The 15596-nt window shown below is 52.4% G+C and carries 10 protein-coding genes; 4 read left to right on the forward strand and 6 right to left on the reverse strand.

The annotated features are described in order from the left end of the window. Nucleotides 1-123: 123 nt before the first annotated feature. Complete coding sequence (locus I6L54_RS19810) at nt 124-1026, forward strand: LysR family transcriptional regulator (RefSeq protein ID WP_040232741.1); 903 nt, start codon at nt 124-126, stop codon at nt 1024-1026. On the opposite strand, the gene malZ is transcribed toward I6L54_RS19810, so the two are convergent. The 6 genes from malZ to phoB all read right to left on the reverse strand — a co-directional run bounded on the left by malZ (nt 1020) and on the right by phoB (nt 9695). Continuing rightward, nucleotides 1020-2837: a maltodextrin glucosidase gene (gene malZ / locus I6L54_RS19815; protein ID WP_040232743.1), complete on the reverse strand. Its 1818-nt coding sequence runs from the start codon at nt 2835-2837 to the stop codon at nt 1020-1022. The genes I6L54_RS19810 and malZ overlap by 7 nt on opposite strands. A 146-nt stretch (nt 2838-2983) precedes the next feature. Beyond that, nucleotides 2984-4192, reverse strand: coding sequence for a hypothetical protein (locus I6L54_RS19820; protein ID WP_217124628.1), 1209 nt, complete (start codon nt 4190-4192; stop codon nt 2984-2986). 285 nt (nt 4193-4477) lie between these two features. Beyond that, nucleotides 4478-5851: a proline-specific permease ProY gene (gene proY / locus I6L54_RS19825; protein ID WP_040232747.1), complete on the reverse strand. Its 1374-nt coding sequence runs from the start codon at nt 5849-5851 to the stop codon at nt 4478-4480. A gap of 81 nt (nt 5852-5932) precedes the next feature. Next, nucleotides 5933-7252, reverse strand: coding sequence for a branched-chain amino acid transporter carrier protein BrnQ (brnQ, locus tag I6L54_RS19830; protein ID WP_040232748.1), 1320 nt, complete (start codon nt 7250-7252; stop codon nt 5933-5935). Nucleotides 7253-7659: 407 nt separating this feature from the next. Then, the gene (gene phoR / locus I6L54_RS19835) at nt 7660-8955 is read right to left on the reverse strand and encodes a phosphate regulon sensor histidine kinase PhoR (protein ID WP_040232750.1); all 1296 of its coding nucleotides are present in this window, start codon (nt 8953-8955) and stop codon (nt 7660-7662) included. A gap of 50 nt (nt 8956-9005) precedes the next feature. Further along, nucleotides 9006-9695 carry a phosphate response regulator transcription factor PhoB gene (phoB, locus tag I6L54_RS19840; protein ID WP_003021496.1) on the reverse strand — a complete coding sequence of 230 codons (690 nt, stop codon included), beginning with the start codon at nt 9693-9695 and terminating at the stop codon, nt 9006-9008. 190 nt (nt 9696-9885) lie between these two features. Here phoB and sbcD point away from each other — a divergent pair, with 190 nt between their 5' ends. From sbcD to araJ, 3 genes are all read left to right on the forward strand, one after another. Next, the gene (gene sbcD, locus I6L54_RS19845; RefSeq protein WP_040232752.1) at nt 9886-11088 is read left to right on the forward strand and encodes an exonuclease subunit SbcD; all 1203 of its coding nucleotides are present in this window, start codon (nt 9886-9888) and stop codon (nt 11086-11088) included. Further along, on the forward strand, nt 11085-14228 hold the full coding sequence (sbcC, locus tag I6L54_RS19850) for an exonuclease subunit SbcC (RefSeq protein WP_040232754.1): 3144 nt from the start codon (nt 11085-11087) through the stop codon (nt 14226-14228). Before sbcD ends, sbcC begins: the two co-directional genes overlap by 4 nt. 194 nt (nt 14229-14422) lie before the next feature. Then, the gene (gene araJ, locus I6L54_RS19855) at nt 14423-15595 is read left to right on the forward strand and encodes an MFS transporter AraJ (protein WP_040232897.1); all 1173 of its coding nucleotides are present in this window, start codon (nt 14423-14425) and stop codon (nt 15593-15595) included. Nucleotide 15596: the final 1 nt, after the last annotated feature.

The following is a 15596-nucleotide window of genomic DNA, read 5'->3' on the forward strand; positions in this document are numbered from 1 at the left end:
GTGTCGCGATATATCCTAAACAACATCAAAAAAATGCGCATGACTCATCTAATTTATTCACTGGCATTGTTTTTCTCCATTCGGTAAAACAGAGAGGTTTAATTTTCAGGATATTTTCTGCTTATGCGCCTCAATCTGGATGTTCTGCTGATCCTCGATGCACTCGACAAACAGGGGTCATTTGCTGCGGCGGCCGAATCGCTGTTTAAAACCCCTGCGGCACTCAGCTATATGATTCAGAAGCTGGAAAGCGATCTGAACATCGAATTGCTTGACCGTTCCGGACACCGGGCAAAATTCACCGACACCGGACGGATGATGCTGGAAAAGGGGCGTCTACTGCTGAGTGCGGCAAAAGATCTCGAAAAGCAGGCAATACAGCTAAGTTCCGGCTGGGAAAAGGAGCTGGCAATAGCGCTCGATGATTCTTTTCCCTTTGCCGCACTGCTACCCATTATTGATGAATTTCATGCACTTAATAAACAAACCCGTCTCAACTTCACCCACCATACGCTGGCAGGTTCATGGGAAGAACTGACCCATAATGGAGCGGATATTATCCTCGGCGCAATTAATGAACCGCCCACATCCGCCGCCTGGTCCTACAAAATGCTCGGCACGCTGGACAATGTCTTTGTCGTGGCACCTGAGCATCCGCTGGCTGCGGCACCCGATGGTCTGACGAACGAGCAATTGTGCCTGCACCGGGCGATTGTTATCAGCGACAGCGCTCGCTTTTGCCACCCATTACAGACCAACCTGATGGATGAACAGGCTCAAATTCGCGTCGATGATTTCCACAGTAAGGTGGTGCTGCTGCGGGCGGGAATGGGCTGCGGATTTCTCCCCCGCCACATTGCCAGCCCATGGATTGCCAGCGGTGAACTGGTGGAAAAGACGGTTATCTCATTTCGTCAAAAAGACGTCGCCTATATGGCATGGCGCAATAGTAGCGAAGGACTGGCGCAGCGCTGGTGGCGAGACGCGCTGCTGGCCAGTGAGGCAATTTCGCGCTTGTATCAATGACTCATCCAGACTGAAGCCGATATTACGGGCAGCGCCAGGATATCATCGACGAGTTGGCCTTTGCCCTCTTTGTGCCGCCATTGACTGACATTGAGCAATGGTGAGGCTGGCAGCACGACTTCACAAGCGTGACCGCGGTTAATCGCCACCAACACGCGCTGGCGGTTTAGCACGCGTACAAACACCACCACGTTATCCTCGGCGTAAATCACCTGACATCCACCGTGGCGGAGCGCCTGGCTCTGGTGACGTAATTTTGCCAGTCGTTGGTATAACGCCAGCAGCGCGCTATCCTGCTTTTCCTTTTGCCACGGGAACGTCTTGCGGCAAAACGGATCGTTATTCCCGTCCAGCCCCACTTCGTCACCGTAGTAAATACAGGGTACGCCAGGCCAGGTAAACAGCCACACCACCGCCAGCGGTAACCGTGCAACGTCTTTGCCAAGCAGAGACTTAAAGCGAGCAGTATCGTGGCTGTCGAGCTGATTAAACATGCGCAACTGCTGCTGATGCGACAACCCCGCGCGGTAGTTATCCATCCACGCCATACAGGTCTGAGCGTCAATATATTGTGGGTCGTATGAAATATCGGTATTGGCGAGGAATCCCCAGAGGGGGAAAGTAAAACCGCGATAGTTCATGGCGGCATCTTCCGCGTCGGCCTGCAACCACTGGCGCGCGTCGCCAAAATGCTCGCCCACCACATACGCCTCTGGCTGGGTTTCTTTCGCCGCCTGTGTAATTCCGGCGACATGCTGCAAGTTATTACGTGCACCACCGGCCTCGCCCAGCATATGCACCACATCCAGACGCCAGCCGTCCATACTCCATGGCGCTTTTAGCCAGTGGCGAACAATACTGTCTTCGCCACGATAAATTTCATTCACCAGGCTTTCAGAGGAAAAGTCCAGTTTGGGTAGGCTTGAGTACCCCAACCAGTCCAGCGCAACCCCATCATCAGAGAAATGGTACCAGTCGCGCCAGGGGGAATCCGGATTATGGCATGCTCCGTCCGTCCCGCGATTATGTCGGTCAAACCAGGCGTGCGAATCGCCGCTATGGTTAAAGACACCGTCGAGAATCAGCCGCATCCCCTGCTGTTTCGTGTTGTGACGCAGGCGTAGCAGCGCCCTGTCGCCGCCAAACTGCGGATCAACATGGCGATAATCTTCAGTATCGTATTTATGTACGCTCGGCGCGGTAAACACCGGATTCAGGTACAGCGCCGTTACCCCTAACGCCTTCAGATACGGCAGTTTCTCGCTGATGCCGTCCAAATCTCCGCCATAAAACGTCGAACCACCGGCCTGAGCCGTAAGCGGCTCGTCCCACTCGCGCCGCACGATGTCGTGTCCGGCCGCGTGGTGGTAATAGACGTTATCCTGAGCCGCTTCACGCGACTGGCTGCGGGCAAAGCGATCCGGGAAAATCTGATAAAAAATCTGATCGGCAACCCACTGCGGACCGTTATCCGGTACATCAACAGCAAACTGCTCCAGACGCGCAGGCGGAAAGCGGTTGAATCCCTGCGGGGTGAACCACAACTGGCGATCGAGCCACAGTAATTTAAAGCTATAGCGTCGGCGGGGCTGCCCGCTGGTAAGATCGATCGCCGCGCGCCACGCGGTGACACCAGGGTGCGGTTGGCTACGCTGTTTGTGCATGCACAGAGAAATTTCTTCGTTATCGTTTTCCGCGCGTAGCGTCACGCGCTGAGGAGGATTTTCCCCTGCCAGCCATAACGTAATCGTCAGTTGATCTTTGTTTTGCTTCACAAATGGGGCAACCGGAAGGTGCCAGGCGTTCAACATCACGTATCCCCTTTGATGATAATGACGTCACCTTGCCATAGCGACGAGCAGGATCACTCATCATCTTAACGTTTATTGGGGGAGGAGCGCGGGGGAGGAGAAAATTACCGGGTAACGCAAAACTACCCGGTAAAAAAAATGAATACTTATTGGCTATCAGGCAAATTGAAAGTAGGCTTTTCCAAATTTAGATGGGAGAGCACTTCAGGCATATCCCTGAACATAACTTGCGCTACATTATTAAAGTTATAGGTATTTTTATCGGCATTAGCAAAATGCTGCTGCATTGAACCGAGCAATGACACCATTTCGTTGAAAGCATCCTTGGCTGTTTCCTTATCTTGACCACTTTTCATTTCACTGTATGCCTGATTGATGGCATATTTGAATATATTAAAGAAAGCAACTACATCGTCACGATTACCAAGCAGATCTTTATTACCTTTATCCATTTTTTTTATGGTTTGTTGAAAATATCTTTGAGTGTTATTGGCTCCGCTATGCGCCTCCCTAAAAACCCCAAATTCTTCAAGACGTGTTGAGCCATTATCTTTAGGCTCATCGAGAGCAAGAATATTCCTAACACCATTATTAATTGAGTCTCTATTTTCATAAGCTAACGCTTTTCTCTGTTCCACATTTAGCAGGGCATTCTTGCTGCGGTGAATATGAAAAAAATGAAGAATTTTATTCTTAAGTGGTTTTTTTTCTGGAACATCATTTTTTTTCTTTACAACGTCGTTTTTTACCTTAGCAACATTCTCCGCTTGAATAGTTGCATTTTTCGATACATGACTCTTTGGATTACTCGTTACCTTTGTTTCTGGCTGTAGAAGAACTTCACGTTTTAACTCCGGCTTCCACGTGTCTTCTGCTCCAGGGGATGCAGGCTGTGGGGTATTCTGCACCGAAGCCTGCGTGTGCACAGAGTTACGGGGTGGCAGCTGTGGAGGATTCTGCACCGAAGCCTGCTTGAGCACAGAGTTACGGGGTGGCAGCTGTGGAGGATTCTGCACCGAAGCCTGCTTGAGCACAGAGTTACGGGGTGGCAGCTGTGGAGGATTCTGCACCGAAGCCTGCTTGAGCACAGAGTTACGGGGTGGCAGCTGTGGAGGATTCTGCACAAAAATCTCTATACTGGCCTTCTTTATACCAGACTGTAGTAATGGTTGTGATCCTTGCGATATTGAACTACTAACATTTGTGGGTATTTTACCAATATTTGCCACCCCAACTAATTTGTTAGTTGCAGAGTTAAGGACAGAAACCTTACATGTATTATCAACCTTAACCCCAGGGTTATTATAAGTTTTACTCGTTGTAGAACGGTCTGCTGCATTAGTTATTCCACCCATAAAGAGCCTCATTTAATCTCATTAATAATAGTTATGCCTTACAAGAAAGCATATAAAAAACCATAGAAAGAATAACATAAAAGGCTTCATCAAACTTTCAAAAAGCGCTCATAATAATTTGATAACAAACAAAGAAAATAATTATTATTCTTTATTTTTAAACAAAAAGCATTCACCGTTTTTATACAAATAAAAAAACGAAGCTGAGTAATCAACTTCGTTTTTAAAAATAAAGAACAATTGCCAAATTCAACTACGAACCAACATGACTACCCGGCAAAAATATTACTGCACTTCAGCCAGTTGGCGCTCACGGCGGCACTTGAAAACCCAGCCAACCAGCAGCAGAACAATCCACGCAAAGCCGACGTACAGCGAAATGCGGGTATCCGGATGGTAGCCGATGAGCGCGATGATAAAGACCAGGAAAATCAGGCCAATAACTGTTGTCGCCACCCCACCCGGCACTTTAAATTTCAGCGCTTTGACCTCTTCCGGCGGCAGGCGACGACGGAAGGCAATCTGCGACAGCAGGATCATAATCCACACCCAAACAGTTGCGAAGGTTGCCAGAGAGGCGATCACCAGGAAGACATTTTCCGGCATGATGTAGTTAAGATACACCGCAAACAGCAGCGCGATGGTCATCACCATTACCGTGACCCATGGCACGCCACGACGTGACGTTTTGGCGAACATTTTCGGGGCGCTGCCCTGCTCCGCCATACCGTGCAGCATACGCCCCACGCCGAAGACGTCAGAGTTGATGGCCGACAGCGACGCAGTCAGGACGACAAAGTTGAGGATACCTGCTGCAAAGGTAATGCCCATATGCTGGAACGTCAGGACAAACGGGCTACCGTCGGTACCGACCTGATTCCACGGGTAAATCGACATAATGACGAACAGCGTCCCCACGTAAAACACGAGGATGCGCATCGGTACGGAATTGATGGCGCGCGGAATAGATTTTTCCGGATCTTTGGCTTCACCTGCGGTAATACCGATGATCTCAATCCCGCCGTAGGCGAACATCACCATTTGTAGCGACATCACCATGCCGAGCCAGCCGTTGCTGAAGAAACCGCCGTTGCTCCACAGGTTATGGATCCCGGTAGGCTGCCCGCCGTTGCCAATCCCCCAAATAATGATGCCAAAACCGGCGACAATCATGATGATAATGGTGGCGACTTTGAAGAATGAGAACCAGAACTCCAGCTCGCCAAACACCTTCACGCTCATCAGGTTGATAGCGCAGATAATCAGCACTACGCTGAGTACCCAAATCCAGTGCGGTACGGCCGGGAACCAGACGCCCATGTAAATACCGAAGGCTGTCACGTCGGCAATGGCGACAATCAGGATTTCAAAACAGTAGGTCCAGCCGGTAATGTAACCAGCCAATGGTCCGAGGTTTTCCTGCGCATAGCGCGAGAAAGAGCTGGCTGCGGGGTTATGGACTGACATTTCGCCCAACGCACGCATAATAATGTACGCCGCGACGCCACCGATAATATAGGCCAGCAACACGCTCGGCCCCGCCATTTTGATGGCATCGGCTGAACCGTAGAACAGCCCGGTACCAATTGCTGAACCTAATGCCATAAAGCGGATGTGCCGGGTGCTCAGCCCACGCTTTAGCTTATTATTACTTTCCATCGATTCCTAACCTGTTAACACAATAAAAAAACCACGGGGCCATATTAATAGCCCCGTGGTTAAAACTTATTGTCAGTGATATTAGTGTGCGCTGGAGGTCACTTGTCGACCCGCTGCGCGATCCCAGATAACGGCCAGGACCACCATCACGACTGTTGGCATCAACCACGCCAGCCCTTGTTCTGCCAGCGGTAAACGCTGGGTCCAGGCTGGTAAGACATCACCAATTGCAGAAGCTTTAATGCCATCAAGGATACCAAAAATCAGGCTGATAAACATCGCAGGTGCAATGACGCGGGAAGAATTATGCCACCATGAGCGGGTAAAGCTTAATACAACCAGTGCGATACATGGCGGATAGATAGCCGTCAGCACCGGAATAGAGATCTGAATCAGATGGCTCAGACCCAGGTTAGAGACCACCATCGAGAAACCGCCAAGGATAAACACCAGCGTACGATAAGACAGCGGAACATACTGCGCGAAGAATTCAGCGCACGCACAGGTCAGGCCAACCGCAGTCACCAGACAGGCGATGAAAATCAACGCCGCCAGCAGGAAGCTGCCTGCACCACCGAAGGTGTGCTGAACATACGCATGCAGAATTGCCGCACCGTTAGCAGATTGATCGACCAGCGTCGCACTGTCTGAACCCAGGCGGAACAGCGCGAGGTACAGCAGCGTTAACCCCACGCCCGCCATCAGGCCAGCCCAGACGGTGTAACGGGTCAACAGACGCGCTTCGGTAACGCCACGCGAGCGGGCGGCGTTAACAATAACAATACCAAATACCATCGCGCCCAGCGTATCCATCGTCAGATAGCCGTTCACAAAGCCATTCGAGAATGCCGCATTTTGATAGGCTTCCATTGCATTGCTGATCGGGCCCGCTGGCCAAACAATCGCCGCCACGGAAAGCACAACCAGCGCCAGAATTTTCAATGGAGCAAGGAAGTTGCCCACGGTATCCAGCAGTTTGCCGGGATACAGTGACACCAGAATCACAATCGCGAAGTACACCACGCTGTAGATGAACAGCGGCAGCGCAGAATCACCGGTCAGCGGTGCAATCCCGACTTCGAAAGAGACCGTCGCGGTACGCGGCGTGGCGAATAATGGCCCCACGGCAAGATAGCAGACGGTAGCCAGCAGCAGACCGGCAACTTTACCGATAGGCGTGCTCAGGCTGTCCACGCCGCCGCCCACTTTCGCCAGTGCGACCACGGTAAGTACCGGCAGGCCCACGGCGGTAATCAGGAAGCCAAAGGCTGCAGTCCAGACGTGCTCGCCTGCCTGCAAACCAACCATTGGGGGGAAAATAATGTTACCTGCACCAACGAACAGTGCAAATGTCATAAATCCCAGAGCGATAATATCGCGCGATTTTAACTGATGGGTCATAAAGTCTTACTGCCTGTGGATGTGGTGTTGAAAACGTTTAATTTTCTGCCTTTCCCTGCGGGATGATACAGCGGCATTTTTAAGCAATTCCAGCGGGAAATTCTCCCTGCCTGGCGCGGCGAAGAATAGTTTTTCGATTTACCGCGTAAATGCAGTCGGTATGACAGCACCTGGAGCGCAATTTAAACGCTTATAACGTTTTAAAGCAAGGTGGGATCTAAAAACCAGAACAATATAGCGATATGAAAAATTGAGCTAGCACAAAACACCATTCCCTGGAAAAAGACATGGGTAATCATGCGAACAAAAAACAATCAAACGTCGTAAAATTCAGGAACTCTTTATTGACTGCAACAAAAAAAGCCAACTTACGCTGGCTTTTGGAAAGATAAGCTTACGAATACGTTTTAACCGCTGTTTTTGGCAATTAAACGTTCCGCGAGCACAAAACTAAAACGAGTCCCTTTGCCTGGTTCGCTGTCGATATTCAAACGGCTGTCGTGATGATGCAGAGCATGCTTCACAATCGCCAGACCTAATCCGCTCCCCCCCGTTTGTCGGGATCGTGCTTTATCTACACGATAAAAACGCTCGGTCAGGCGTGGAATATGCTCGGCGGCAATGCCTGGACCGTTGTCTTCCACACAAAATTCCGCCCCCGAGGCCACATGCTGCCAACGTACGGTAATGTGTGTTCCCGCAGGCGTATGATTCACCGCGTTATAGACGAGATTCGAGATAGCGCTACGCAACTGCTCCTCGTTCCCCCGCACGTTCAGGCTGTTATCAACATCAAAAGTAAACGTATGTTTGTGCTGGCTCAGCGTTTGCGCTTCGTGCTCGACCACGCGCAGCATCATCGGCACATCCACCTTTTCATTGAGCATCATCGCCGGTGCGGCTTCAATTTTCGACAGTGTCAGCAACTGCTTCACTAACCCTTCCATACGGTACGTTTGTTCACGCATGGTATGCAGCGCTTTTTCGCGCGTCGTCCCTTCCAGCGGATGTTCCTGCATCATTTCCAGGTAGCCCTGCAACACCGTCAGCGGGGTACGTAGCTCATGGCTGGCGTTGGCGAAAAAGTTACGTCGTGAACCTTCCAGTTGGTGCATCTGGGTAACGTCGCGCGCCACCATTAGCAGTTGCTTATCGGTGTAGGGCATTACGCGAATTTCCAGATGCCGTCCGGTGTTGAGTACCAGATTAATTGGCCGACTAAAGTCGCGTGTTTTCAGATATTGTGTGAACTCCGGGTAGCGCAACAAGTTAAGAATATTTTGCCCGCTATCATCCGGCCAGCGTAACCCTAAAACCTGCTGTGCCAGTCCGTTACACCAGAAAATACCGCCTTCTTCGGTGGTTAGCACCACTGCGTCGGGTAGCGATTCCGCCCCGCTGCGAAAGCGTTTAATGAGGTTACCCAATTCGCGACGGCGCTTTTTGTTACGCAACTGCATTTGATGCAGGCCGTAGAGCAGTGGCTCCCAACTGCCACGACCCGGTGGAGGCGTCATACTCCTGTCGACCCACAGCCACCAGGACAAACGCAATAAGTTCCAGAAATGCCAGATAAGCAGGCCCGTTACCGACGCCAGTAAAAACCAGGGTAGATAACCAAAAAAAGCGCTAAGGATAAAAGCCGGTATGCAGCAGAGGATCAGCTCCAGTACCAGCCTTTTCCATGACAATCGTTCAAGCAAACGTCTTACTCCATTTACAGCCTAATCCCTCAGGCTCTTATTACTTGCAGTCAGAAGCGGGTCGAAAAGCGATATCCCGTCCCGCGTACCGTCTGCACCATACGATCGTGTCCGCTATGCTCCAGCGCTTTACGCAACCGGCGAATATGCACATCCACTGTCCGGTCTTCCACGTAGACATTGGTTCCCCAGACATGATTGAGGAGTTGTTCACGGCTGTAGACGCGCTCAGGGTGGGTCATAAAGAAGTGCAACAGTTTGAATTCGGTCGGCCCCATATCCAGCGGATCCTCTCCGGTCATCACGCGATGCGAGGTCGGATCAAGGCTTAGCCCCTGCATCTCAATAACCTCTTCCACCGCCATCGGTGAAATACGACGCAGAACCGCTTTAATACGCGCCACCAGCTCCTTGGGAGAAAACGGCTTGGTAATATAATCATCCGCACCGGTTTCCAGACCCCGGACGCGGTCTTCCTCTTCACCTCTCGCCGTCAGCATCATCACGGGGATATCCCGCGTCATCGCTTCCCGCTTGAGGTGTTTAATAAACTGTAGACCCGAGCCGCCGGGAAGCATCCAGTCAAGCAGGACGAGATCCGGCCAGGGTTCATTAAGTTGGTTCACAGCACTGTCATAGTCTTCGGCTTCTACGGGTTGAAAACCGTTTTGCTCGAGCACGAAGCAGACCATTTCACGAATTGGAGCTTCATCTTCTACGACCAGAATACGTCTCGCCATGATTTGCCCTGTTTATAATTAAATCGTTTGCCATCAATACCGTGGCATTATGCGTCACTTTTATGACAGATTTATGAAAAGATAGTCCAGGTTTAACGCAGCCAGGCGAATTATGACAGCCCGGAAACAAGATATTACCGCCCTTGCAAGGTTATAATCTCCGCCATCGTTTTTTTGTCATGGAACTCTTATGCGCATCCTCCACACGTCTGACTGGCATCTGGGCCAAAATTTCTACAGCAAGAGCCGCGCCGCTGAACACCAGGCCTTTCTCGACTGGCTGCTGGAAACGGCACAATCCCATCAGGTGGATGCCATTATTGTGGCAGGCGATATTTTTGATACCGGCTCACCGCCAAGCTATGCCCGTGAGCTGTATAACCGTTTTGTCGTTAATCTGCAGCAAACCGGCTGTCATCTGGTGGTGCTGGCAGGCAACCACGACTCCGTCGCCACGCTCAATGAGTCCCGCGATATTCTGGCGTTTCTCAACACCACGGTCGTGGCCAGCGCGGGCCACGCGCCGCAAGTGCTACCTCAACGCGACGGCACGCCGGGCGCGATCCTTTGCCCGGTTCCTTTTTTACGTCCACGTGACATCATTACCAGTCAGGCGGGGCTAACCGGTCACGAAAAGCAGCAGCATTTATTAGGTGCAATCACCGACTATTACCAACAGCAATATCAGAACGCCAGCGCGCTGCGTGGCGACCAGAATCTGCCGATTATTGCGACAGGGCATCTGACCACCGTCGGCGCCAGTAAAAGTGACGCCGTACGTGATATTTATATTGGGACGCTGGATGCTTTTCCGGCACAAAATTTCCCACCGGCGGATTACATTGCGCTGGGACATATTCACCGGGCGCAGATCATCGGCGGTACAGAACATATTCGCTATTGCGGCTCGCCGATTGCGCTTAGTTTTGACGAGTGCGGCAAAAGCAAATGCGTCCACCTGGTGAGCTTTGAAAACGGTAAGCTGAGCGCCGTTGAGAATCTCACCGTACCGGTCACCCAGCCGCTTGCGGTACTGAAAGGCGATCTCGCCGCCATTACCGCCCAGCTTGAGCAGTGGCGCAACGTACAGCAAGATCCGCCGGTGTGGCTGGATATTGAAATTACCACCGATGACTATCTGCATGATATGCAGCGTAAAATCCAGGCCTTGACCGAAGATTTACCGGTAGAGGTGTTACTGGTGCGCCGCAGTCGGGAACAGCGCGAGCGCATCATGGTCAATGAACGTCGTGAAACATTAAGCGAACTGAGCGTGGCGGAGGTTTTTGACCGCCGCCTGGCGCTGGAAGAACTTGAAGAACCACAGCGTGAGCGGCTTAATCAGCTGTTTAGCGCAACCGTACAGACGCTTGCCGGGGAGGCTGAAGCATGAAAATTCTCAGTCTGCGCCTGAAAAACCTCAACTCCCTGAAAGGGGAATGGAAAGTTGATTTCACGGCAGAGCCTTTTGCCAGCAACGGGCTGTTCGCCATCACCGGTCCAACCGGTGCCGGGAAAACCACCCTGCTGGACGCCATTTGCCTCGCGTTGTACCACGAAACACCACGACTCAATACCGTATCGCAGTCGCAAAACGACCTGATGACCCGCGATACGGCGGAATGTCTGGCCGAAGTTGAATTCGAAGTCAGAGGCGAAGCCTATCGCGCATTCTGGAGCCAGAACCGCGCGCGCAATCAGCCTGAGGGCAATCTGCAGGTTCCGCGTGTCGAACTGGCTCGTTGCGCCGATGGCAAAATTCTCGCCGATAAAGTTAAAGACAAGCTGGAAATGACCGCCGAGCTTACCGGGCTGGATTACGGCCGTTTTACCCGCTCGATGCTGCTGTCTCAGGGGCAGTTTGCCGCATTTCTCAATGCCAAACCGAAAGAGCGCGCCGAACTGCTGGAAGAGCTGACCGGCACAGAGATTTACGGCCAAATCTCCGCCATGGTGTTTGAAAAGCACAAAGCAGCGCGCACGGAGCTGGAAAAACTACAGGCCCAGGCCAGCGGCGTGGCGCTGTTAGCACCAGAGCAGGTACAGTCCCTGACAGAAAGTTTGCAGGTACTTACTGACGAAGAAAAACAGCATCTTACCCGTCAGCAAATCCAGCAACAGCATCTTAATTGGCTCATCCGACAAAATGAGCTGCAGGCAGAAGTAAGCCGCCACCAGCAAGCATTACAGACCGCACAAGAGGCGCAAGATAAAGCACAACCGCAGTTGGCGACACTCAGCCTGGCACATCCCGCCAGAGCATTGCGTCCGTACTGGGAGCGAATTCAGGAACAATCCGCCACGCTCAGCCGAACACGACAGAATATTCAGGAAGTAAATGCTCGCTTACAAAGCAGCTTAGCGCTGCGTGGGCGCATCCGTCAGCGGGCACAAATACAGTCGGCGACTCTGCTCACCGAACAGCAGACGCTAACCGACTGGCTGAACGAACATGACCGTTTCCGCTTATGGAGCAGCGAACTGGCGGGATGGAAAGCGCTATTGGCACAGCAATCTGACGCTAACGACCAGCTACGTCAGTGGCAAAAACTCCGCGACAGCGACGTACGCAAGCTGGATGCACTGCCGCTTCCCTCGCTGTCATTTAGCGCGCAAGAAGTCACGGTAGCGCTGGCGCAGCACTCACAGTTGCGTCTATTCCGCCAGCAACTGAGCAATCTGCATGGACAAATTGCGCCGAAACAAAAACAGCTGGTACAGCTACGCACCACAATACAGCAGCGGCAGCAGGAGCAAGCGCAACGCAACGCGGCCCTGGCAGAAAAACGTCAGCGTTATAAAGATAAAAATCAGCATCTGACCGATGTAAAAACGCTCTGCGAGCAGGAAGCACGGATTAAAGATCTGGAAAGCCAGCGTGCTTTATTGCAATCCGGACAGCCTTGTCCGCTTTGTGGCTCCACGACGCACCCGGCCATTGAGCACTATCAAACACTCGAACTCAGCGTCAATCAGGCGCGGCGTGAAGCATTAGAAAAAGAGGTCAAAACGCTGGCAGATGAGGGGTCAACGCTACGCGGACAGCTCGACGCGATAACCCAGCAGCTACTGCGTGATGAACGCGAGGTACAGACGCTTTCTCAGGAGGAGCAAGCACTTACTCAAGAGTGGCAGACGCTGACTGCCAGCCTGAACATAACGTTGCAACCGCAGGATGATATCGCCCCGTGGCTTGCAGCTCAGGAAGAGCACGAGCAACAGCTTCACCACCTGAGCCTGCGTCATACCTTGCAGGCGCAAATCACCGCGCATACGGAACAGATTACTCAGCTCCAGCAGCATATTGCCCAGCGTCAGGCGACGCTAACCGCCGAACTGGCCCGCCATGGTCTGGCCCTTCCGGCTGAGGGTGACGTCGCCTCATGGCTGAGCGAACGGGCGAACGAAACGCAAATGTGGCAACAGCGCCAGAACGAACTGACCGCATTACAGGCCCGGATTGCCCAGCTTGCGCCACTGCTGGAAACGCTGCCAGAAACCGATGCGCTTTCTGAAAGCGCTGAGGATCTGGTGCTGGAAAACTGGCGGCAGGTGCACGATGACTGCCTCTCATTACAGGGCCAGTGGCAATCGTTGCAACAGCAGGAAGCCCAGGAAGCACAACGCGCAGCAGAGATTCAGGCGCAGTTTGATGCCGCATTGCAGGCCAGTGTTTTTGACGATCGCGACGCCTTCCTTGCCGCCCTGCTGGATGAAGAGGCATTTAACCATCTTGAGCAGCTTAAGCAGTCGCTGGAAGGCCAGCTACAACAGATGCAAACGCTACTTAACCAGGCTCAGCAGGCGCTGGCAACGCATCAGCAGCAACCGCCTGCCGGCGCGGATCTCACACTCACCGTGGAATATCTTCGCGATGCACTGGCACATCTCACGCAACAACTGCGGGATAACACCACGCGCCAGGGCGAAATTCGCCAGCAGCTCAAACAGGATGCAGACAACCGCCAGCAGCAGCAGACACTGATGCTGGAGATTGAAAAGGTCGCACAGCAGGTCGAAGACTGGGGCTATCTGAATGCCCTGATCGGCTCAAAAGAGGGGGATAAATTCCGCAAGTTTGCCCAAGGGCTAACGCTGGATAATCTGGTCTGGCTTGCCAACAACCAGCTAACCCGTCTGCATGGCCGCTATCTGTTGCAACGCAAGGCCAGTGAGGCGCTGGAACTCGAAGTGGTGGATACCTGGCAGGCCGATGCCGTGCGTGATACCCGCACGCTATCCGGCGGCGAGAGCTTCCTCGTGAGCCTGGCGCTGGCGCTGGCGTTGTCCGACCTGGTCAGTCACAAAACACGCATTGACTCCCTGTTCCTCGATGAAGGCTTCGGCACGCTGGATAGCGAAACGCTGGATACCGCCCTCGACGCGCTGGATGCCCTGAACGCCACAGGCAAGACCATTGGCGTGATAAGCCACGTCGAAGCGATGAAAGAACGTATTCCGGTGCAGATTAAGGTGAAAAAAATCAATGGATTAGGCTACAGCAAACTCGACAAGATATTTGCGGTGGAGTAATCGCCCCATGGGTGCGGTTTCACAGGCCGGATAAGCGTAAGCACCATCCGGCATAATACATAGCACGATCGTGAATACACAAAGACGGATATGAAATGGCAATCTCTTTTTCTTATCCGCAAGCTATCCCTTTATTGGCGGCGAGCATTCGACGCAGTGGCGCACATCCTGCGTCTTTATTGTTGGCAGGTAGTATGAAAAAAGTCATTTTCTCTTTAGCCCTCGGGACGTTTGGGTTGGGCATGGCCGAGTTTGGCATTATGGGCGTATTAACCGAACTGGCGCGTGACGTGGGCATTTCTATCCCCGATGCTGGCCATATGATTTCGTTTTACGCCTTTGGCGTTGTCATCGGCGCACCCATTATTGCCGTGTTTTCCAATCGTTTTTCGCTCAAGCATATTCTGCTGTTTCTGGTCACACTCTGTGTCGTCGGTAACGCCATCTTCACCCTCTCTTCCAGCTATTTTATGCTGGCGGTAGGCCGGCTGGTCTCCGGGTTTCCACACGGGGCATTTTTTGGCGTCGGCGCGATTATCCTGTCAAAGCTGGCGCGCCCTGGTAAAGTTACCGCCGCGGTAGCGGGCATGATTTCCGGCATGACCGTCGCCAATCTGATTGGCATTCCTGTTGGCACCTGGCTGAGTCAGACGTTTAGCTGGCGCTACACGTTTCTGCTGATTGCCGTGTTTAACATCGCCGTTATTCTATCGGTTATCTTTTGGGTACCCAACCTCCGTGATGAAGCAAAAGGCAGGCTACGCGAGCAATTTCACTTTCTGAAAAGTCCCGCACCGTGGCTCATTTTCTCCGCCACCATGTTTGGGAACGCCGGTGTTTTTGCCTGGTTCAGCTACGTAAAACCCTACATGATGTACATCTCTGGTTTCTCCGCAACGCTAATGACTTTCATCATGATGCTGGTTGGGCTGGGAATGGTGTTAGGCAACCTGCTGAGCGGTCGACTGTCTGGTCGCTACACGCCGCTACGCATTGCGGTAGTAACCGATTTTGTGATTGTACTGGCTCTGCTGCTGCTGTTTGCATTCGGCGGCATCAAAGCCGCCTCGCTGACGTTCGCCTTTATTTGCTGTGCGGGTCTATTTGCGCTATCAGCACCGCTGCAAATTTTACTGCTACAAAACGCGAAGGGCGGTGAACTGCTGGGAGCGGCCGGTGGGCAAATGGCCTTTAATCTGGGTAGCGCAATTGGCGCTTACTTCGGCGGCTTAATGTTGACGCTGGGCTTTGCCTACAACTACGTCACGATCCCTGCGGCTCTACTGTCTTTTTCCGCGATGTCATCACTGCTGATCTATGGTCGCCTGAAGCGCGGCGTGCAACAACAGGTTGCACCCGCGACGTAAA

This window comes from Citrobacter pasteurii, from assembly GCF_019047765.1.
Taxonomy (GTDB): domain Bacteria; phylum Pseudomonadota; class Gammaproteobacteria; order Enterobacterales; family Enterobacteriaceae; genus Citrobacter; species Citrobacter pasteurii.

Bases quoted from the DNA above. Each gene is read 5' to 3' on its own strand.
- I6L54_RS19810 (WP_040232741.1), top strand. From the start codon at position 124: ATGCGCCTCAATCTGGATGTTCTGCTGATCCTCGATGCACTCGACAAA.
- malZ (WP_040232743.1), bottom strand. From the start codon at position 2,837: ATGTTGAACGCCTGGCACCTTCCGGTTGCCCCATTTGTGAAGCAAAAC.
- I6L54_RS19820 (WP_217124628.1), bottom strand. From the start codon at position 4,192: ATGGGTGGAATAACTAATGCAGCAGACCGTTCTACAACGAGTAAAACT.
- proY (WP_040232747.1), bottom strand. From the start codon at position 5,851: ATGGAAAGTAATAATAAGCTAAAGCGTGGGCTGAGCACCCGGCACATC.
- brnQ (WP_040232748.1), bottom strand. From the start codon at position 7,252: ATGACCCATCAGTTAAAATCGCGCGATATTATCGCTCTGGGATTTATG.
- phoB (WP_003021496.1), bottom strand. From the start codon at position 9,695: ATGGCGAGACGTATTCTGGTCGTAGAAGATGAAGCTCCAATTCGTGAA.
- sbcD (WP_040232752.1), top strand. From the start codon at position 9,886: ATGCGCATCCTCCACACGTCTGACTGGCATCTGGGCCAAAATTTCTAC.
- sbcC (WP_040232754.1), top strand. From the start codon at position 11,085: ATGAAAATTCTCAGTCTGCGCCTGAAAAACCTCAACTCCCTGAAAGGG.
- araJ (WP_040232897.1), top strand. From the start codon at position 14,423: ATGAAAAAAGTCATTTTCTCTTTAGCCCTCGGGACGTTTGGGTTGGGC.